Origin of the sequence: Streptomyces sp. NPDC051310 (assembly GCF_044455245.1) — a bacterium.
Classification (GTDB): domain Bacteria; phylum Actinomycetota; class Actinomycetes; order Streptomycetales; family Streptomycetaceae; genus Streptomyces.
Genome location: NZ_JBITEO010000005.1, coordinates 161,997 through 182,450, shown reverse-complemented (window position 1 = coordinate 182,450; position 20,454 = coordinate 161,997). Strand labels below are relative to the sequence as shown.

Sequence of the window (20,454 nt, the reverse complement as noted above, 5' to 3'; positions counted from 1 at the left end):
CCTCGCCCGTACCTTTCGCGCGGCGCCTCCGCCACGACGGTGCCCGTCCGGTGGTGGCGGGCCGCGCCAACACCCGTGCCTGCAGGGCCGTTCACCTGCTGCCGCGCACCCTGCGGCGGCCTCGGCGGAAGTCGTTCCGAGGGGCGCCGGAGCGGCCCGGAAGAGAGCCGTTCCGGTCCTCGGGGAGTGCCCCGCGGGGGTCCGCCGGCGGGGATCCCGCCGCGCGTCGCGTCAACGCGTTTTCGCTACCGAAGCGTCCGGATATCGGCCGTCGCTCTCCGGAACATGTGTTAACGGTCCGTTTCGCGGGTGTCTGTCTGTGCTCACTTTGTCCGGATTTCGGGCTTCGGACCCTTGGTGATGTTGTCAAAACGAGACCCTTTAAGTGTGGTTTACGGCCCGGGCGTACTCAATAGTTGGCTCCGTTGAGCTCGGGTCAATGGGTCATGCGCTGTGGGGAGCGCCGACTCACGAGCACACTCGGGCACTTGGGTCCTTGCCGTCAGGGGTGTCGGCGACGCCTGAAGTGCCTCTCTTGTAGTGAAAAGTGGACTCATGAGGAGGAGCCCATGCGCGGTGCCAAGAGCGCCAAGTGGGTCACGGGCGCGATAGTCGTCGCCCTGGCCGCCACGGCTTGTGGTGGTGGCAGCGGTGATGGAGACAAGGGCAAGGGCGGGGGTGTCTTCCGCCTCGGTATCACGGAGCCTGTCGCTATTGACCCGGCCAACGCCCAGGAATCCGAGGGCATGCTGGTCGCCCACAACCTGTTCACCGGCCTGTACAAGGTCAAGGCGAACGGTGAGCTCGTCCCGGCCCTGGCCGAGTCGGCGACCACCAGCGACGACGGCAAGACCTGGACCTTCAAGGTCAAGGCCGGCACGAAGTTCAGCAACGGTGAGCCGGTGGACGCCGAGGCGTTCGTCCGCGGCTGGACGCGCGTAGCGTCCAAGGCCACGGCCTCCGACGTCTCGTACCACCTCGCCGGTATCCAGGGCTACGCGGACCTCAACGGCGGCAAGACCGAGAAGTTCGCCGGCGTGACCGCCGTGGACGCCAACACGCTCAAGGTCGTCCTCACCGAGGCGGACTTCGAGTTCGACAAGAAGACGGTCCACCCGGTCTTCAGCCCCGTGCCGAAGGTCGCCGGCGCCGGCGACAACAAGAAGTACAACGACGCCCCCATCGGCAACGGTCCCTTCAAGATGGAGGGTTCGTGGGAGCACAACAAGAAGATCGTCCTCGTCCGCAATGACGACTACGGTCTGACCAAGGCCAAGCTGGACAAGGTCGAGCTCAGCATCCTGAACCCGGCCAACAGCGCCAACCTGGAGTACCAGGGCTTCCAGTCGGGCCAGTTCGACTGGGCCCGTATGCCCACGCCGCAGCTGCCGGTCGCCAAGGCCAAGTACGCGCCGAAGAACCAGTGGGTCGAGGCGGACACCAGCGGTATCAACTACCTGGTGTCGTTCAACCACAACGCGCCGCTCAACTCGGTCGACGCCCGTAAGGCGATCTCGTACGCGATCGACCGCGAGGCCATCGCCAAGGGCGTCTTCCAGGGCATGATGAAGCCCGCCACCTCGGTCCTGCCGCCGTCGTTCGCCGACGTGTACCAGGACGGTGTCTGCACCACCTGCGTCAAGCAGGACAAGGCGAAGGCGAAGGAGCTGGCCGCCAAGGCCGGCCTGAAGCCGGGCACCACGATCAACTTCGGCTACAACACCGGTGCCGGCCACGAAGAGTGGGTCCAGGCCATCGCGCAGCAGCTGAAGGACGTCCTGGGCCTCAACGTCAAGCTGGACGGCAAGCCGTTCAAGGAGGCGCTGGCCACCCAGCAGGAGAAGAGCGCCAACGGTCTGTGGCGTTCGGCCTGGGGTGCGGACTACCCGACGGCGGACAACTTCCTGTACCCGCTGCTCTCCACCGGCTCGATCAACCCGGAGCCGGGCACGGGCAAGGCCCTCGGTGACAACCGCGGCCGCTACAGCAACCCGAAGTTCGACGACCTGCTGAAGCGGGCCCGTGCGACCAAGGACGACGCCGCGCGCGCCAAGCTGTACCAGGAGGCCGAGAAGCTGGCCATCGACACCGAGCAGGGTCTGATCCCGCTCTGGAAGCGCTCGCAGTACCGCCTGGCCAACACCACGAAGTTCGACAACGTCCAGATGGACTTCTTCGAGGACCCGACCCTCGCGGAGATCACGCTCAAGTAGCGAACACCTCCTCATAGCAAGTCCAGCGAAGGTCGTGGGGGAGTCGGAGTAACTTCTCCGGCCCCCCACGGCCTTCGCTCAGCCACGGGCGCATTCCGTGACCGGCGCCCGCAGCGGCCGCTCTCCCGATCGGATGAAGCCGCCAACCCCCCGCTCAGTATGTGAAGGAGGCATCGTGGGCAGATACGTGATCCGGCGGCTCGGGCAGATGGTGGTCGTTCTCTTCGGTGCGACTGTTGTCCTCTTCGGCTGTCTGTTCGTCCTCCCCGGCGACCCCGTGGGCTCACTCGGAGGCGACAAGGCGCGAGATCCCGCCGTCGTGGAAGAGCTGCGGGAGCGCTACGGACTCAACGACCCGCTCCCCGTGCAGTACGGAAACTTCGTCAAGAACCTGGCCCAGGGCGACCTGGGTGAGGACTACACCCAGCGGCGGCCGGTGACGGAGGTGCTGAAGCCGAAGCTCGGGAACACCGCGCAGCTGGCCGTCGCCGCCATCATCATCGACATCGCGCTGGGTACGTTCGCGGGACTCATCGCGGCGCTGTTCCGGTACTCGTTCTGGGACGTGTTGATCACGCTGCTCACGACCTTGGCCGTGGGTTTCCCGTCCTTCGTCATCGGCATGATCCTCCAGTCCGCCTTCGTCGTGAAGCTGGAGTGGTTCCCGCTCATCTCCGACGGGACACTCAACTCCCTGGTGCTACCAGCCGTGACACTCGCCATCCTCGACGCGGCCCTGGTCGCCCGGCTCATGCGCGGCACCATGCTGGAGGTGCTGAAGGCGGACTACGTCAAGACCGCCATCGCCAAGGGCCTGCCGAAGCGCACCGTCCTGTTCAAGCACGTGCTGCGCAACTCGATCATCCCGGTGGTCACCTACATCGGCATCTCCTTCGGCACGCTGCTCGGTGGTGCCCTCATCACCGAAGCGATCTTCAACTGGGACGGCATCGGGCTCGCGCTGGTGCAAGCGGTCCAGCAGCAGAACAACCCGATCATCATCGGCGTGGTGACCTTCGGCGTCGCCGTGTTCGTCCTGCTGAACCTGCTGGTCGACCTGCTGTACGCGGTCCTCGACCCACGCATCCGTCTCGCCTGATACCAGGCAGCCCGTTCTAGGAGTCACACCCATGACCGAGCTCACCAAGAGCACAGCCGGGCCGGGGAAAGCGACCGCTCAAACGGCAGCCGCATCCACCGGGGCCGAGCCCGCCGTCGCCCGCATCACCCAGCTGGGCGAGATCCGCCACCGCTTCATGGCCAACAAGCTGGCCGTCGTCGGCCTGGTGCTGGTGTCGGCACTCTTCATCACCGCGATCTTCGCTCCGCTGATCGCCCCGCAGGACCCGTACCACCAGGACCTCAACGCGACGCTGCAGGCGCCCAGCGGTGCGCACTGGCTCGGCACCGACGCCCTCGGCCGCGACCAGTTCTCCCGGATCGTCTACGGCTCCCGCATCGCCGTCCAGGTCGGCCTCGCGTCGATCTTCCTGGCCTGCACCATCGGCATCATCGTCGGTGCGCTGGCCGGCTACTTCGGCAAGGCCACCGACTCGGTGCTCATGCGCGTCGCCGACGTCTTCTTCGCCTTCCCGCTGCTCATCGGCGCCATCGTCATCATCATCGCCATGGGCCGCGGCGTGGCCCCGGTGATCATCTCGCTGGCCCTGTTCTCCTGGCCGACCGTCTCGCGACTTCTGCGCAGCTCGATCCTCTCCGTGCGCGAGGCCGACTACGTACTGGCCGCGAGGGCACTGGGCGCCGGGACCAGGCGCATCATCCTGCGGCACATCCTGCCCAACTCCATCTCCGCCGTGATGGCCTACGCCGCGTTCAGCGTCGGCAGCGCCATCGTGGCCGAGGCGTCGCTGTCCTTCCTGGGCGTCGGCGTCAGCCCGGAGGTGCCGGAGTGGGGCAACATGCTCGCCGCCGCCAAGGACTTCCTGGGAGTCAAGGACTACCTGTGGGTCTACCCGAGTATCGCGATCGTGCTGACGGTCCTCGGTTTCGTTTTCGTCGGCGACGGGCTGCGTGACGCCCTTGACCCGAAGCTGCGCTAGGAGGGCGGCACACATGACTGCTACCGAGGTCACCGCTGAAGTGCCCCGCCGGCCGGACGCGGACGACGAGACCCCCGTGCTCGAAGTGCGCGATCTGCACGTCGAGTTCAAGACCCGTGAGGGCGTCGTCAAGGCGGTCAACGGCGTCAACTACAGCGTGCGGGCGGGTGAGACGCTCGCCGTGCTCGGCGAGTCCGGCTCCGGCAAGTCCGTCACCGCGCAGGCCATCATGGGCATCCTCGACTCGCCCCCCGGGCGGGTCGCCAAGGGGGAGATCCTCTTCCACGGCCAGGACATCCTGACGCTGCCCGAGAACGAGCGCCGCAAGCTCCGCGGGCCCAAGATGGCCATGATCTTCCAGGACGCCCTGTCGGCCCTGAACCCGGTCTTCTCCGTCGGCAACCAGCTGGGCGAGATGTTCCGCGTCCACCAGGGGATGTCCAAGAAGGACGCCAAGGTCAAGGCCATCGAGCTGATGGAGCGGGTCAAGATCCCCGCGGCCAGGCAGCGCGTCGACGACTACCCGCACCAGTTCTCCGGCGGTATGCGCCAGCGCATCATGATCGCCATGGCGCTGGCTCTGGAGCCGGACCTGATCATCGCGGACGAGCCCACCACGGCGCTCGACGTGACCGTCCAGGCCCAGGTCATGGACCTGCTCGCGGAGCTCCAGCGCGAGTACAACATGGGTCTGATCCTGATCACCCACGACCTCGGCGTGGTCGCCGACGTCGCGGACAAGATCGCGGTCATGTACGCGGGCCGGATCGTCGAGCAGGCACCGATCCACGAGCTCTACAAGCGGCCCGCCCACCCGTACACCCGCGGGCTGCTCGACTCGATCCCGCGCCTGGACCAGAAGGGCCAGGAGCTCTTCGCGATCAAGGGTCTGCCGCCCAACCTGCTGCACGTGCCGTCCGGCTGTGCCTTCAACCCGCGCTGCATCCGGGCGCAGGACATCTGCCGTACGGACTCCCCGGCCCTGGTGCCGGTCACGGAGCAGGACGGCTCCGAACTGCCGGGCCGCCGCAGCGCGTGCCACTTCTGGAAGGAGACGATCCATGGCTGAGATCAGCAAGAAGGACGACGCCGTGGACCCGACCCCGAACGTCACCGAGGTGGAGACCGTGGAGCCGGCCGGCGAGACGGCGGCCGTCGAGGCGATCGAGGCCCCCGTCGAGCGCGGCGAGCCGATCCTGCAGGTACGCAACCTGGTCAAGCACTTCCCGCTGACCCAGGGCATCCTGTTCAAGAAGCAGATCGGCGCGGTCAAGGCCGTGGACGGGGTCTCCTTCGACCTCTACCAGGGCGAGACGCTCGGCATCGTGGGCGAGTCCGGCTGTGGCAAGTCCACGGTCGCCAAGGTGCTCATGATGCTGGAGACCGCCACCGCGGGCGAGATCTTCTACAAGGGCCAGGACATCACCAGGCTGTCCGGCCGCGCGCTGAAGGCGGTGCGCCGCAACATCCAGATGGTGTTCCAGGACCCGTACACGTCCCTGAACCCCCGGATGACCGTCGGCGACATCATCGGCGAGCCCTTCGAGATCCACCCCGAGGTGGCCCCCAAGGGCGACCGGCGCCGCAAGGTGCAGGAGCTGCTCGACGTGGTCGGCCTGAACCCCGAGTACATCAACCGCTACCCGCACCAGTTCTCCGGCGGTCAGCGCCAGCGCATCGGCATCGCCCGCGGCCTCGCGCTCAACCCCGAGATCATCATCTGCGACGAGCCGGTGTCCGCTCTGGACGTGTCGGTGCAGGCGCAGGTGATCAACCTGATGGAGAAGCTGCAGGACGAGTTCAACCTGTCCTACATCTTCATCGCGCACGACCTGTCGATCGTGCGGCACATCTCCGACCGGGTCGGCGTGATGTACCTCGGCAAGATGGCCGAGATCGGTACGGACACGCAGATCTACGACCACCCGACGCACCCCTACACGCAGGCGCTGCTGTCGGCGGTGCCCGTGCCGGACCCGGAGGCCCGCGAGGGCCGCGAGCGGATCATCCTCACCGGAGACGTCCCCTCGCCGGCGAACCCGCCGTCCGGCTGCCGCTTCCGCACCCGCTGCTGGAAGGCGCAGGACAAGTGCGCCACCGAGGTCCCGCTGCTGGCGATCCCGGAGCGATTCCGCGGCGCCGACACCCCGGCGGCGCACGAGTCGGCGTGCCACTTCGCCGAGGAGAAGGACGTCGTCCACGCGGCGTGACCCACCGGTCCACGTGAACGCGGGTGCCCCGGGCCGTCAGCGGCCCGGGGCACCCGCGCGTGTACGGCACCCTCCCGCATGCGGGTGGTGCCGTGCCCGGACGGACGGGTACGGCGTGCGCTCGCGCACCGTATGGGGTGGTATGTGGGCCTAGGGCGAGACCGAGGACCACCGGGAGGCACCCCATGCGCGGAGCCACGCACGTCAGGTCGGCCGCCTGCGCCGTGGCCGTCGTCCTCGCGGCGACCGGCTGCGGCGGCGGCACAGCCGGCGGTGCCGACGGCATCGTGCGCTCCTCCTGGGGCGACCCCCAGAACCCCATCGAGCCCGCCAACACCAACGAGGTCCAGGGCGGCAAGGTCCTCGACCTCCTCTTCCGCGGCCTCAAGCGGTACGACCCCGTGACCGGCGAGGCCGAGGACATGGTCGCCGAGAAGATCGAGACGGCCGACTCCCGGACCTTCACGGTCACCCTCAAGAAGGGCTGGACCTTCAGCAACGGCGAGCCGGTCACCGCCCGCTCCTTCGTCGACGCCTGGAACTACGGCGCCCACATCGACAACAAGCAGAACAACGCGCCCTTCTTCAGCAACATCGAGGGCTACGACGACGTCCACCCCGCCTCCGGCGACCCCCGGGCCCGGACGATGAAGGGACTCGTCGTCAAGGACGCCCGGACCTTCACCGCCACCCTGAAGGACACGTTCTCCACCTGGCCGGAGACCCTCGGGTACCAGGCGTTCGTACCCCTGCCCCGCTCCTTCTTCACCGACCACGCCGGCTGGCTGAACAAGCCCGTCGGCAACGGCCCCTACACGGTGACGTCCTACCGGAAGGGCGCCGGCATGAAGCTGCGCCGCTGGGACGCCTACCCGGGCCCCGACAAGGCGCGCAACGGCGGCGTCGACCTCAACGTCTACACCGACAACAACACCGCCTACACCGATCTGATGGCCGGCAACCTCGACCTCGTCGACGACGTACCCGCGCAAGCGCTCAAGAACGTCGCGAGCGACCTCGGCGACCGCTACATCAACCAGCCCGCCCTCATCATCCAGACCCTCGCCTTCCCCATGTACCGGCCGGAGTGGTCCAAGCCGGGCATGGAGAAGGTCCGCCGCGGCCTGTCCATGGCCATCGACCGGGCCGAGATCACCCGGCAGATCTACCAGGGCACCCGCACCCCCGCGAAGGACTGGACCTCCCCGGCGCTCGGTGGCGACGGCGGCTACCGCGACCTGTGCGGCGACGCCTGCACGTACAACCCCCGCGAGGCGAAGAGGCTCATCGAGGAGGGCGGCGGCCTGCCCGGCGGCCGGCTCACGCTCAGCTCCAACGTCGACACCGGCTCCCACCGCGCCTGGATGGACGCCGTCTGCAACAGCGTCAACAACACGCTGGGCAAGGGCGCGGTCTGCACGGTCGACCCCGTCGGCACCTTCGCCGACTACCGCAACCGCACGACGACCTACAAAATGAGCGGCCCCTTCCGCTCCGGCTGGCAGGCCGACTACCCGCTCATCCAGAACTTCCTCCAGCCGCTGTACTACACCGGCGGCTCCGCCAACTACGGCAAGTTCAGCGACCCACGGTTCGACGCCCTCGTCGACCGGGCCAACCGCGCATCCGACCCGGCCGCGGCGGTGAACGACTTCCAGGCCGCCGAACGGGTCCTCGGCGAGCAGATGCCGGTCATCCCGCTCTGGTACCAGAACGGCAGCGCCGGCTACTCCGAGCGGCTCTCCGACGTGGCCCTGAACCAGTTCAGCGTCCCGGTCTACGACCGGATCAAGGTCAGCTGAACCCCCGCGACCGACGACCGGAGCCCCCATGGGACGCTACGTGATCCGGCGGCTGCTCCAGATGATCCCGGTGTTCATCGGCAGCACCTTCCTCATCTTCTTCATGGTGTACGCGCTCGGCGACCCGGTCGCGGCCCTCTTCGGCGACCGCGCCCCCGACCCGGCCACCGCCGCCCGCATCCGCCACGACCTCTACCTCGACCAGCCCCTGTGGAAGCAGTACCTGCACTACATGGGGCAGATCTTCCAGGGCGACTTCGGCACCGCCTTCAACGGCCAGCAGGTCACCGAGCTGATGGCGTCGGCCTTCCCCGTCACCCTGCGGCTCACCCTCGTCGCCGTCGCCATCGAGATCGTCATCGGCATCACCTTCGGCGTCATCAGCGGCCTCAAGCGCGGCCGCCCCCTCGACACCGGCCTGCTGGTGCTCACCCTCGTCGTCATCTCAGTGCCGACGTTCGTCTCCGGATACCTGCTGCAGTTCCTGTTCGGGGTGAAATGGGGCTGGGTGAGCCCGTCGGTCTCCATCGACGCCCGCCTCGACGAGCTGATCCTGCCGGGCACCGTCCTCGCCCTCGTGTCGCTCGCCTACGTCACCCGGCTCAGCCGCACCTCCATCGCCGAGAACGTCCGCGCCGACTACGTCCGCACCGCCGTCGCCAAGGGCCTGCCGCGCCACCGGGTCATCACCCGCCACGTGCTGCGCAACTCCCTCATCCCCGTCGTCACCTTCATCGGCGCCGACATCGGCGCCCTCATGGGCGGCGCCATCGTCACCGAGCGGATCTTCAACATCCACGGCGTCGGCTACCAGCTCTACCAGGGCATCCTGCGCAACAACTCACCCACCGTCGTCGGCTTCGTGACGATCCTCGTGATCGTGTTCCTGGTGGCCAACCTGCTCGTCGACCTGCTGTACGCGGTACTGGACCCGAGGATCCGTTATGCCTGAGCGCGACCCCGCGAAGGACATCATCGCCCCGGCCGGCGCGGGAGGCGCCATGGACCTGGCGCTGAGCGAGGCGGAGACCCTGGAGGCCGGCGCCCCCGACGCCACCGGCCGCCCCCGGTCCCTGGGCAGCGACGCCTGGCACCAGCTGCGCCGCAACCCCGTCTTCCTCGTCTCCGCCCTCCTCATCGTCCTCCTCGTCCTGATCGCCCTCTGGCCGCAGATCCTCGCCGGCGGCGACCCCCTGCGGTGCGACCTGTCCAAGTCGCAGGCGGGCGCTGCCCCCGGCCACCCGTTCGGGTACGACACCCAGGGCTGCGACGTCTACACCCGCACCATCCACGGAGCCCGCGCCTCCATCACCGTCGGCGTCTGCGCCACCCTCGGCGCCGCGCTGCTCGGCAGCCTCCTCGGCGGGCTCGCCGGCTTCTACGGCGGCTGGTGGGACGCCCTGCTCTCGCGCGCCGCCGACGTCTTCTTCGGCATCCCCGTCGTCCTGGGCGGCCTGGTCTTCCTCTCCGTCGTCACCAGCTCCACCGTGTGGCCGGTCGTCGGCTTCATCGTGCTGCTCGGCTGGCCCCAGGTCGCCCGCATCGCCCGCGGCGCCGTCCTCACCGCCAGGGAGCACGACTACGTCCAGGCGGCGCGGGCGCTCGGCGCGGGCAGCGGGCGCATGCTGCTGCGCCACGTCGCGCCCAACGCCGTCGCACCCGTCATCGTCGTGGCCACCATCGCCCTGGGCACGTACATCGCCCTGGAGGCCACGCTCTCCTTCCTGGGCGTCGGGCTGCGGCCGCCGACCGTCTCCTGGGGCATCGACATCTCCAACGCCGCCCCGCAGATCCGCAACGCGCCGCACATGCTGCTGTGGCCGGCCGGCGCCCTGAGCATCACCGTGCTCGCGTTCATCATGCTCGGCGACGCGGTGCGCGACGCCCTCGACCCCAAGCTCCGGTAGGCCCCCATGCTGCTCGAAGTCCGCGACCTGTACGTCGAGTTCCGCACCCGCGACGGGGTGGCGCACGCCGTCAACGGCGTCTCCTTCGCGGTCGACTCCGGCGAGACCCTGGCCGTGCTCGGCGAGTCGGGCTCGGGGAAGTCCGTCACCGCCCAGGCCGTCATGGGCATCCTCGACACCCCGCCCGGCCGTATCACGGGCGGCGAGATCCTCTTCCAGGGGCGCGACCTGCTCCCGCTCAAGGAGGACGCCCGGCGCCGGATCCGCGGCGCCGGGATGGCGATGGTCTTCCAGGACGCCCTGTCGGCGCTGAACCCGGTGCTCAGCGTCGGCGACCAGCTGGGCGAGATGTTCGTGGTCCACCGGGGCATGTCGAAGAAGGCCGCCCGCGCCCGGGCCGTGGAGCTGATGGACCGGGTCCGCATCCCCGCGGCCCGTGAACGGGCCGGCCAGTACCCGCACCAGTTCTCCGGCGGCATGCGCCAGCGGATCATGATCGCGATGGCCATGGCGCTGGAACCGGACCTGATCATCGCCGACGAGCCGACCACCGCCCTGGACGTCACCGTCCAGGCCCAGGTCATGGACCTGCTCGCCGAGCTGCGGAGCGAGCTGGGCATGGGCCTGATCCTCATCACCCACGACCTGGGCGTCGTCGCCGACGTCGCCGACAGGATCGCGGTCATGTACGCGGGCCGGATCGTCGAGACCGCCCCCGTCCACGACGTCTACCAGGCACCCGCCCACCCGTACACCCAGGGCCTGCTCGACTCGATCCCGCGCCTGCACCACAAGGGCAAGGAGCTGTACGCCATCCAGGGCCTGCCGCCGAACCTGCTCGCCATCCCGCCCGGCTGCGCCTTCCACCCCCGCTGCCCGCGCGCCCAGGACGTGTGCCGCACCGAGGAACCGCCGCTGTACGAGGTCTCCGAGGACCGGCGCAGCGCGTGCCACTTCTGGAAGGAGACCCTCCATGACACCACCGCCCCCTGAGCCGCCCGTGCGGGGGGCGACCGCGCCCGGGACGCCGCTGCTGGAAGTGCGCGGGCTCGTCAAGCACTACCCCCTTACCCGGGGCATCGTCCTCAAGAAGCAGATCGGCGCCGTCCGGGCGGTCGACGGCGTCGACTTCACCCTGGACCGGGGCGAGACGCTCGGCATCGTGGGCGAGTCCGGCTGCGGCAAGTCCACCGTCGCCAGGATGCTCGTCCACCTGGAGCGCCCCACGGCCGGGCGGATCCTCTACAAGGGCGAGGACATCACCAGGCTGTCCGGGCGCGCGCTGAAGGCGGTGCGCCGCAACATCCAGATGGTGTTCCAGGACCCGTACACGTCCCTGAACCCCCGGATGACCGTCGGCGACATCATCGGCGAGCCCTTCGACATCCATCCCGAGGTGGCCCCCAGGGGCGACCGGCGCCGCAGGGTGCGCGAGCTGCTCGACGTGGTGGGCCTCAACCCCGAGCACATCAACCGCTACCCGCACCAGTTCTCCGGCGGCCAGCGCCAGCGCATCGGCATCGCCCGCGGCCTGGCCCTGCGGCCCGAGATCATCGTGGCCGACGAGCCGGTGTCCGCCCTGGACGTGTCGGTGCAGGCCCAGGTGATCAACCTGCTGGCCCGGCTCCAGGACGAGTTCGACCTCTCCTACCTCTTCATCGCCCACGACCTGTCCGTCGTGCGGCACATCTCCGACCGGGTCGGCGTGATGTACCTCGGCAGGATCGTCGAGATCGGCACCGACACCGAGATCTACGACCACCCCACGCACCCGTACACCCAGGCCCTGCTGTCGGCCGTCCCCGTGCCCGACCCGGCGGCCCGGGACCGGCGCGACCGCATCCTGCTCACCGGTGACGTGCCGTCCCCCGCCGATCCGCCGTCCGGCTGCCGCTTCCGCACCCGCTGCTGGAAGGCGCGGGACAAGTGCGCCGCGGAGGTCCCGCCGCTGGCGGTCCCGGCGTGGCCGGCGCCGCTGCCGGGCCCGGCGCGGCACGACTCCGCGTGCCACTTCGCGGAGGAGAAGCCGGCCGCCGGGAGCCTGCCCGGCCGGCTCGCCGGACCGGTCCTCGATCCCGGGTGACGGACCGGCCGGGGCGCCGCCCGCTGCCCGCCTACGTCATCCCGAGGCTCCGCTTCAGGAAGTCCACCTGGAGCAGCAGCAGGTTCTCCGCCACCTGCTCCTGCGGCGTCATGTGCGTCACGCCCGTCAGCGGCAGCACCTCATGGGGCCGCCCCGCCGCCAGCAGCGCCGACGACAGCCGCAGCGTATGGGCCACCACCACGTTGTCGTCCGCCAGGCCGTGGACGAGCATCATCGGCCGCGCCGGCTCCTGCGGCTGCACCAGACCGTCGTCCCACACCAGCGAGTTCGCCTCGTACACCTCCGGTGCCTCCTGCGGCAGGCCGAGGTACCGCTCCATGTAGTGCGTGTCGTACAGCCGCTGGTCGGTCAGCGGCGCGCCCACCACCGCCGCGTGGAAGACGTCCGGCCGGCGCAACGCCGCCAGCCCGGCCAGGTAGCCGCCGAACGACCAGCCCCGGATCGCCACCCGGCCGAGGTCCAGCGGGAAGCGGTCCGCCAGCCCGTGCAGCGCCTCGACCTGGTCGTCCAGCGCCAGCGTCAGCCGGTCCCTGATCGCCTTCTCCCAGGCGGGTGAGCGGCCCGGCGCGCCCCGCCCGTCCGCCACGACCACCGCGAAGCCCTGCTCGGCGAACCACTGCGACGTCAGGTAGGCGTTGTGCGCGGCCACCACCCGCTGCCCGTGCGGCCCGCCGTACGGGTCCAGCAGCACCGGCAGCGGTCCGTCACCCTCCTCGTACGTGCTCGGCAGCAGCACGGCGCACGGGATGCGGTGCGGGCCCGACTCGGTGAGCGTCAGCCGGGGCGAGAGCACCGGGGTCTCGGCGTACGACGCGATCCCGGCCACCTGCCGGCCGTCCCGCAGCACGCGCACCTCCCACCCCGGCGAGGCGGGGCGCGCCGACGCGAGCACGGTGACCGCGCCGCACCGCACCGCCGTGTGGACACCCGGGCCTTCCGACAGTCTCTCGACGCCGAGTTCATTGACCCGGTACACATGAATCTCGCCAATTTCCGGGTCGCGGGCCTCCTCGCCCGCCGACGCCTGGACGAGGACGTCGTTGTCCCCGATGTCCAGAATCGCCCGCAGGTGCGTCGAGGCGCCGGTCAGAGTGCGGTCGCCCACCGCCAGCACCCGCGCCCCGCCCTCGTCCGCGATCCGCACCAGCCGCCCGTCCGGCGCCCAGGCCGGCGAACCGGCCAGCAGTTCCAGCCAGTCCGGATCCTCGTCCACGTGCACCGTCCGCGTCGTCCCGGACTCCGTGTCCACGGCCAGGTACAGCTGTGTGCGCTGGTCGCGGCTCTGCACCAGCAGGAGCGGCGCCCCGGCCGGCGACCAGTGCACCCGCGCCAGGTACGGGTAGCGCTCCCGGTCCCACCCGACCTCCGCGCGCGACCCGTCCAGACCCATCAGGAAGAGCCGCACCTCCGCGTTGGCCGTCCCGGCCGCCGGGTACGCCACCTCGGCCGGCGCGCGGTCCGGATGCGCCGGGTCCGGGATCCACCAGCGCCGCACGGCGCTGTCATCGGCCCGCGCGACCAGCAGCCGGTCCGACTCCGGCGCCCACCAGAAACCGCGCGAGCGGCCCATCTCCTCCGCCGCGACGAACTCCGCGAGCCCGTAGGTGACACCCGCCTCCTCCGGCTCCGCCAGCGCGCGGTCGCCCTCGCCCTCCGCACCGGTCACCCGCAGCGCGCCCTGCGCCACGTACGCGATGTGCCGCCCGTCCGGCGAGGGGCGCGGGTCGATCACCGGTCCGCGCGCGGGCAGTTCACGCGCCGTGCCGGCCCGCAGCTCCGCCGCGAACAGCCGCCCGGACAGCGCGAACGCCGCCAACTCCACGGCCGCGTCCACCGCGTAGGCCACGATGCCGCCCGCACCCTCCCGGCTGCGCTCGCGGCGCGCCCGCTCCTCCTCGGACAACTCCTCCTCGGCGCCGCCCAGCAGGGCCCCGGGGTCGGCGGCCGGGCGCTCGCGCACCTCGCCGTCGAGGTCGAGCACCCACAGGTGGTGCGCGCGCTGCGTGCCGCCGGGGGAGCGGAGGAAGACCACGCGCCGGCCGTCGGGCGAGACGGTGAACGCCCGGGGTGCGCCCAGTGAGTAGCGCTGGGTCCTGGCGTACTGGCGGGGGAACGAGAGCTGCTGCCTGGAGGTCATGCGTCCGAAACTAGCGGTCGTGCGCCCCCATGTGCTGCTGTGCACCGATCGATGCCTGGGAACGGATAGTTATGATCCGTAGCACCGGGTGGGTATGAACCATCCGGCACATGCTCGCTGCCCGGTCCGGACCGAATATGTATGGAGGTGAACCGCCGTGGCACTCTCGATTTCGGCGGTGGTGCTGCTGGCGATCGTCGTCTTCCTGCTGATCAAGAAGTCCGGCCTGAAGGGCGGGCACGCGGCGGTCTGCATGCTGCTCGGGTTCTACCTGGCCAGTTCCTCCATCGCCCCCACCATCAGCGAGCTGACCACCAACGTGGCCAGCATGATCGGTGGCATCAAGTTCTGAGGCCCCCGGACGGCTTCTCGGGGGTGCCCCGTCGGTCGGGCCGGGCCGGCGGGACACCGCCTAGGGTGTCCGTATGACGGAACTGCCCGCCCGTCGTCTGCTGCTGGTGCACGCGCACCCCGACGACGAGTCGATCAACAACGGCGCCACCATGGCCAAGTACGCGGCCGAGGGCGCCCAGGTCACCCTCGTGACCTGCACACGCGGCGAGGAGGGCGAGGTCATCCCGCCCGGCCTCGCCCACCTGGCACCCGACCGGGAGGACCGGCTCGGTCCCCATCGCGTCGGCGAACTGGCCGCCGCGATGAAGGAGCTGGGCGTCACCGACCACCGCTTCCTGGGCGGCCCGGGCCGCTTCCGCGACTCGGGCATGATGGGTGCCCCCCAGAACCACCGCGAGGGTGCCTTCTGGCACACGGAGGTGGACGAGGCCGCGCCGTACCTCGTCGAGGTGATCCGGTCCGTGCGGCCGCAGGTGCTCATCACCTACGACCCGGACGGCGGTTACGGCCACCCCGACCACATCCAGGCCCACCGGGTCGCCGTGCGCGCCGCCGAACTCGCCGCGGAGCGCGCCTACCGCAGAGACCTCGGCGACCCGTACGAGATCGCCAAGGTCTACTGGAACCGGGTGCCGCGCACGGTCGCCGAGGAGGGCTTCGCCCGCCTGCGGGCCGCGGGGGTCTTCGCGCGGTCCGCCGCGGTGGGGGACGTTCCCGGGGTCGTCGACGACGCGCTCGTCACGACCGAGATCGACGGCACCCCCTACGCCGAGCGGAAGGCGGCCGCGATGCGGGCGCACGCCACCCAGATCACCGTGGACGGTGCGTTCTTCGCCCTGTCGAACGAGCTCGGGCAGCCGCTCTTCACCACGGAGTACTACCAGTTGGCGCAGGGCCGTTCCGGCGCGCGGCCGGGCGAGCGCGAGCACGACCTCTTCGCGGGGGTGGCCTCGTGAGCGCCGCACGTGCCCTGTCGTACACCGGTCTGCTGGTGCTCGGGGCGGTGGTCGGTGCCGCGGGCTCGCTCGTCCAAAGCGGCTGGGTCCCGGGCGGGTTGCTGCTGGCGCTGGCGGGCACCGCGGGCCTGTTCTACGGCGGTCTGCGGCTCACCGGCACCACGGTCGGCGTGGGCGCGGCTGCGGCCGGCTGGCTCGTCGCGGTCGTGGTGCTCAGCCTCGGCCGCCCCGAGGGCGACGGCGTCTTCGCCGGCGGCATCGTCGAGCTGGTCTACCTGCTCGGCGGCATGGCTGTCGCTGTGATCTGCGCCACGGCGATCCGGACGCCCCCGCCGGGCGGTCCGCCGGGCCGGCGTGGCACCTGAGAACCGCCCTGGAGGTGCCCGTACCGCCCGGACTTCGGCCGGAATGACCGTTGCCGTTCCCCCGGGCACCGGGTACGTTCCGGCGGCGGCCAGTATGGTGGTGCGCGCCGCCGGGCGCCCGCGGGTGTGAGTGCGGGCGGCGGAGCCAACCGGGAGAACCTGCTTTGAGTCGTGAAACTGACAGTTCGTCCTCCGGCCCCCAGGGGCGCGGCGGAGCCGCGTACCCCTCCGGTACACCGCCGTACGGAACGCGCCAGTACCCGTCGCTGCACCCGACGCAGGACGCTCCGGAGGAGTCGGCCCGGGCCGCCGCGGAGCCGGACGAGCCCAGGACCGAGACCACACTGACCACGCGCATCCGGATCAACATCCCGGGTTCGCGGCCGATCCCGCCGGTCGTCATGCGCAAGCCGATGAACGGCGGCGGGACCACCGACACGGCGCCCGCGCCGGAGGAGGACGCGGCACCGTCCGCGCAGCCGGCGGCGGAGCCGGGCCGGCCCGAGCAGCCGGCGCCGGGCCGGCCGGCCGCGCAGTCCGCGCCGGGCGCGCAGTCCGGGCCGCCTGCGCAGGAGAAGCCGACGAGCGACTGGTTCGCCCCGCGCAAGCCGCCGGCGCCCGCGCCCTCCCCCGCCCCGGCCGCGCAGACGCCGCCCGCGCCCGCGGGCGCGGCGCCGCGTCCCCGCAGCTCGCTGGAGGACCTGGCGTCGATGGCGGACGCGCCCGGGTACGGAGCCGGCCCGGCCGCCCCCAGCGGGCCGACCACCGGACCGGCGACCGGCACCATGGGCGCCGTGCCGCGCATGTCGGACGACACCGCCGTACTGACCCCGCAGAAGCCGGCCCCCGAGCCGGGCCGCGGGCCCGGACCGGAGGGCAGGCCCGGCCCCGGGCCGGACAGGTCCGGGTACGAGCCCGGGTACGCGCAGGCCCCGGCCCGCACCCCGGCGCCCGGACGCGCCGTTCCGCCGCCGGGCGGGCACGTCTCCGGTGACACGCTCACCAGCGGCATCCCGGTGGTGCCCGCGGACCACCGGACGCCGTCCCCCTCGCCGTTCCCGGTGACGGGACCGGCCCAGGCCGCCGCGCACGGCGAGCACGAGCCGCTCGCCCCGTACCCGGCGGCGGACCGGCCGGAGCCCGCCCCCGCACCGGCCCCGGCCGCGCAGTCGGCGCCCGCCGCGAAGAAGAAGGGCCGCTCGAAGCTGGTCCTGCTCGGTGCCGCCGTGTTCGCCCTGGCGGGCGTGGCGTACGGCGCGGGCCTGCTGCTGAACCACTCCGAGGTCCCCAAGGGCACCACGGTCCTCGGTGTCGACGTCGGCGGCGGCACCAAGGAGGAGGCGGTCCAGAAGCTCGAGGCCGCCTTCGGCGAGCGCGCCTCCGAGCCGCTGCAGCTCTCCGTGGGCGGCAAGAAGGAGCAGCTGGCCCCGGACAAGGCCGGCCTGTCCCTGGACAGCCAGGAGACCGTCCGCGCGGCCGCGGGCAGCGACTACAACCCGGTGTCGGTGATCGGCTCCCTCTTCGGGGCCGAACGCGTCGCCCAGCCGGTGTTCCCGGTCGACGAGGAGAAGCTCGGGGTCGCCCTGGCGGACCTCGCGGGCACCTCCGGCTCGGCCACCGAGGGCACGATCAGGTTCGAGCCCAACCGGGCCGTCGCCGTCCCCGGCAAGGCGGGCCAGGCCCTCGACGTCGGGCGCTCGATGATCTCGGTCCGCGACGCGTACCGCGCGCACGTGGAGACCGGCCGCCAGAACGTGGTCGAACTGCCGGTCACCACCAAGCAGCCGACGATCACCGAGGCCGAACTGGACCGGGCGATGAAGGAGTTCGCCCAGCCCGCGATGTCCGGCCTGGTCACCATCAAGGCCGGCGGCAAGCAGATCCAGTTCGGCCCGGCCAGGTCGCTGCCGAAGATCCTGTCCATGAAGCCGGTCAACGGCCGCCTGGTCGAGGTCTACGACAGGAAAGCGATCGACGAACTGCTGGACGGCGTCTTCGACGGCGTCATGATCACCAAGGGCGACGGCCAAAAGCACCAGGTCTCGTCCGCCGACGTGGCGCACGCCCTGCAGTCGGCCCTGCTCGGCAAGACCCCCGCGGAGCGCACGGAGACGATCGAGCTCGACCCCCAGGGATAGCCCTGGGAACGGACGCTCTCCGGCCCCCGGCCGGCCCCGGACCACTCCGGGCGCCGGCCGGGGGCCTTCGCGTGTGCGCGGCCCGCCGGGGACGGCGCCGCCCTGCCCTTCTCGGCCCCCGGCCCCCGCTCGTCCCCGGCCCCCGGCCCACGGGCTCAGCGCAGGGCGCGCATGTCGGCGCCGTACTGCGTGCGGTAGTCCGGGACCACGATCCGCGAGGCCGGGGAGGACGCGCGGACCTGGTCGAGGAGCGGTTCCAGGAGCGCCGCGGGGTCGCGCCGGACCGGTGACGCCAGCGGCAGCTCGAAGTTGTCCCAGTGGACCGGGACCACCACCGGCGGCCGGCCCAGGGCGTGCATCAGGCGCGGGGCGTAGCGGTGCGTGGAGGTGCTGGAGGGCACCGCGACCATCGCGATGTCGGGGCGCAGCCCGTCGGCGGCGCGTTCGGCGAAGTCGCTCGCGCCCATCAGGAACACCGACGGGCCGCCGCCGACGGTCAGCTGGAAGGCGAGGGTGTCGCCCTCGGGGAGGTCGGCCACCGTCCTCGGCACCTCGGCCGGGGCGGCGTTCAGGGTGCGGGGGAAGAGGTACGCGTGGCGGGAGTTGCGGCTGTGCAGGCTCGCGACGACCTCGACCGTGCAGCCGTCGAAGTCCAGCACCTCACCGCCCTTGACCACCGAGATCTGCCGGGGATCCACCCCCAGCGCGCACAGCAGGTGGTACGTCGTCTCGGTGCCGACGACCCGCGCTCCCGTCGAACGGGCCAGGTACGGCACGTCGTTGAAGTGGTCCCAGTGGCTGTGGCTCACCAGGATCAGGGCGGGGCGGCCCGCGTGCCGGTCCACCAGGCCCTCGTCGGTGGTCAGTTCCGTGGAGTCGCTGAAGCCGCCGGGCGTGAAGAGGCCGGTCGGGAAGCGGGTGATGTAGGGGTCGAAGAGGATGGTGCGGCCGGCGGCGTCGATGCGCCAGCCGGACGTGCCCAGCCAGCGCCGCGACGCCGCGCCGGCCCGTACGGTCCGGGGCGCCGCCGCGGCCGGGGAGGAGCGGGCCGTGGCGGCGGCGGTGGCCGTGGCGGCGGCCGCGGCCGCGCCGCGCAGCATCGTGCGACGAGCGAAATCCGTGTGCGTCATGCGGTGCAGGCAAGCAGGCCGGACGGCGCGCCGTCCAAGACCAGGGCTGTCGCCGACCGATATCGGAACCGGTATCAGCCCAGCTCAGGAGCCGTACAACCCCGTGGCGGACGCGGTGATGCCCGCTGTGGCGGACCCGGTGCGCAGGGCCTCCACCGCCAACCGTGCCGCCCGTCCGATCGCCGCGTCCGTCGCCGTGCGCCCGGTGGTGAGGTCCGGTGTCCGGGCGAACACCGCGACCGCGTACCGGCCCCCGTCCGGGTAGGTCACCACCCCCGCCTCGATGTGCAGTCCCGGCAGCGTGCCGGTCTTCGCCGCCACCACCACGTCGTCGGGGAACCCGGACACCAGCCGGTGCCGGAACACCTGGCGCGCCATCAGCCCCCGGACGAACGAGCACGCTTCGGCGGGGCCCGCCTCATCGCGCCAGAGCAGGCTCAGCAGCCGGGTGATCTCGCGCGGGGTGCTCGCGTTCGTACGGGCGGGGTCCAGCACGCTCAGCCGGCTCACCTGCGCGGCGTCCAGCGTCGGGTAGACGGCCGCGAACTCCGCCTCGTCGCGCGCCCCCACCTCGGCGAGCATCGTCTCCAGCGACTGCCGCGGACCGCCGACGATCCGGGTGCGCGGCAGGCCGAGCTCCCCGGCGAGCAGCCGGAGCGTGTCCGGTCCGACCCGCTCCAGCAGCAGGTCGGCCGCGGTGTTGTCGCTCACCGACAGGGCGAAGAACGCCAGGTCGCGCAGCGACAGTTCGACGTCGTCCGCACAGCCCGCCGTGCCCCATCCGCCCAGCCGGTGCTCGGCGCGCACCAGCACCCGCTCCCGCGGATCGAGCTGCCCCGCCGCCACCTGCCGGGCGAACTCCAGCACCAGCAGCACCTTGAACACCGACGCGATGACGACCGGCTCGTCCGCGTCCAGGCCCAGGCCCGGTCCGCCGTCGCCCCCGCCGTCCGAGTCGTTCCCGCCGACCTCCACCGCGTGCAGACGTCCCTGCGCGCCCGCCGCGGTGAACTCCGCCCTCAGCCGCTCCCTCATCCCGCCACGGTATCCGCGGGGGCGGCCGCGTCCCGCCGCGCGG

The 20,454-nt window shown here is 71.4% G+C and carries 17 protein-coding genes; 14 read left to right on the top strand and 3 right to left on the bottom strand.

Going from position 1 to position 20,454, the window contains the following annotated elements; all coding sequences use genetic code 11:
* Positions 1-569: 569 nt before the first annotated feature.
* The 10 genes from ACIA79_RS09900 (at position 570) to ACIA79_RS09855 (ending at position 12,275) form a co-directional block, all read left to right on the top strand.
* Positions 570-2,213 carry an ABC transporter substrate-binding protein gene (locus ACIA79_RS09900; RefSeq protein ID WP_399427655.1) on the top strand — a complete coding sequence of 548 codons (1,644 nt, stop codon included), beginning with the start codon at positions 570-572 and terminating at the stop codon, positions 2,211-2,213.
* 175 nt (positions 2,214-2,388) lie between these two features.
* Entirely contained in the window at positions 2,389-3,312 is a 924-nt protein-coding gene (locus tag ACIA79_RS09895; RefSeq protein WP_399427654.1) for an ABC transporter permease, read from the top strand.
* Positions 3,313-3,343: 31 nt separating this feature from the next.
* Positions 3,344-4,273: an ABC transporter permease gene (locus tag ACIA79_RS09890; protein ID WP_399427653.1), complete on the top strand. Its 930-nt coding sequence runs from the start codon at positions 3,344-3,346 to the stop codon at positions 4,271-4,273.
* A 13-nt stretch (positions 4,274-4,286) separates the two neighbouring features.
* Positions 4,287-5,342: an ABC transporter ATP-binding protein gene (locus ACIA79_RS09885; RefSeq protein WP_399427652.1), complete on the top strand. Its 1,056-nt coding sequence runs from the start codon at positions 4,287-4,289 to the stop codon at positions 5,340-5,342.
* Positions 5,335-6,483: an ABC transporter ATP-binding protein gene (locus ACIA79_RS09880; protein WP_399427651.1), complete on the top strand. Its 1,149-nt coding sequence runs from the start codon at positions 5,335-5,337 to the stop codon at positions 6,481-6,483. Before ACIA79_RS09885 ends, ACIA79_RS09880 begins: the two co-directional genes overlap by 8 nt.
* Positions 6,484-6,668: 185 nt before the next feature.
* Entirely contained in the window at positions 6,669-8,285 is a 1,617-nt protein-coding gene (locus ACIA79_RS09875) for an ABC transporter substrate-binding protein (RefSeq protein WP_399427650.1), read from the top strand.
* 28 nt (positions 8,286-8,313) lie between these two features.
* Positions 8,314-9,237 carry an ABC transporter permease gene (locus ACIA79_RS09870; protein ID WP_399427649.1) on the top strand — a complete coding sequence of 308 codons (924 nt, stop codon included), beginning with the start codon at positions 8,314-8,316 and terminating at the stop codon, positions 9,235-9,237.
* Positions 9,230-10,192, top strand: a complete 963-nt coding sequence (locus ACIA79_RS09865) for an ABC transporter permease (protein WP_399427648.1) — start codon at positions 9,230-9,232, stop codon at positions 10,190-10,192. Before ACIA79_RS09870 ends, ACIA79_RS09865 begins: the two co-directional genes overlap by 8 nt.
* A 6-nt stretch (positions 10,193-10,198) precedes the next feature.
* Positions 10,199-11,185, top strand: coding sequence for an ABC transporter ATP-binding protein (locus ACIA79_RS09860; protein WP_399427647.1), 987 nt, complete (start codon positions 10,199-10,201; stop codon positions 11,183-11,185).
* Positions 11,166-12,275 (top strand): ABC transporter ATP-binding protein, encoded by a 1,110-nt coding sequence (locus tag ACIA79_RS09855; RefSeq protein ID WP_399427646.1) that lies wholly within the window; start codon positions 11,166-11,168, stop codon positions 12,273-12,275. Before ACIA79_RS09860 ends, ACIA79_RS09855 begins: the two co-directional genes overlap by 20 nt.
* Before the next feature lie 31 nt (positions 12,276-12,306).
* Here the strand turns inward: ACIA79_RS09855 and ACIA79_RS09850 are convergent, their stop codons facing one another.
* Positions 12,307-14,433, bottom strand: coding sequence for a prolyl oligopeptidase family serine peptidase (locus ACIA79_RS09850; RefSeq protein ID WP_399427645.1), 2,127 nt, complete (start codon positions 14,431-14,433; stop codon positions 12,307-12,309).
* A gap of 157 nt (positions 14,434-14,590) precedes the next feature.
* Between ACIA79_RS09850 and ACIA79_RS09845 the strand changes: the two genes are divergently transcribed.
* The 4 genes from ACIA79_RS09845 (at position 14,591) to ACIA79_RS09830 (ending at position 18,246) form a co-directional block, all read left to right on the top strand.
* The gene (locus tag ACIA79_RS09845) at positions 14,591-14,785 is read left to right on the top strand and encodes a hypothetical protein (protein WP_031078461.1); all 195 of its coding nucleotides are present in this window, start codon (positions 14,591-14,593) and stop codon (positions 14,783-14,785) included.
* 73 nt (positions 14,786-14,858) lie between these two features.
* Positions 14,859-15,743, top strand: coding sequence for an N-acetyl-1-D-myo-inositol-2-amino-2-deoxy-alpha-D-glucopyranoside deacetylase (mshB, locus tag ACIA79_RS09840; protein ID WP_399427643.1), 885 nt, complete (start codon positions 14,859-14,861; stop codon positions 15,741-15,743).
* Positions 15,740-16,108, top strand: coding sequence for a DUF6113 family protein (locus ACIA79_RS09835; protein ID WP_399427642.1), 369 nt, complete (start codon positions 15,740-15,742; stop codon positions 16,106-16,108). Before mshB ends, ACIA79_RS09835 begins: the two co-directional genes overlap by 4 nt.
* Before the next feature lie 164 nt (positions 16,109-16,272).
* Entirely contained in the window at positions 16,273-18,246 is a 1,974-nt protein-coding gene (locus ACIA79_RS09830; RefSeq protein WP_399427641.1) for a hypothetical protein, read from the top strand.
* Positions 18,247-18,401: 155 nt separating this feature from the next.
* Here the strand turns inward: ACIA79_RS09830 and ACIA79_RS09825 are convergent, their stop codons facing one another.
* A complete protein-coding gene (locus ACIA79_RS09825) occupies positions 18,402-19,376 on the bottom strand; it encodes an MBL fold metallo-hydrolase (protein WP_399427640.1) in 975 nt (324 codons plus the stop codon).
* A gap of 84 nt (positions 19,377-19,460) precedes the next feature.
* Positions 19,461-20,411 carry a serine hydrolase gene (locus ACIA79_RS09820; protein ID WP_399427639.1) on the bottom strand — a complete coding sequence of 317 codons (951 nt, stop codon included), beginning with the start codon at positions 20,409-20,411 and terminating at the stop codon, positions 19,461-19,463.
* Between the last annotated feature and the right edge of the window lie 43 nt (positions 20,412-20,454).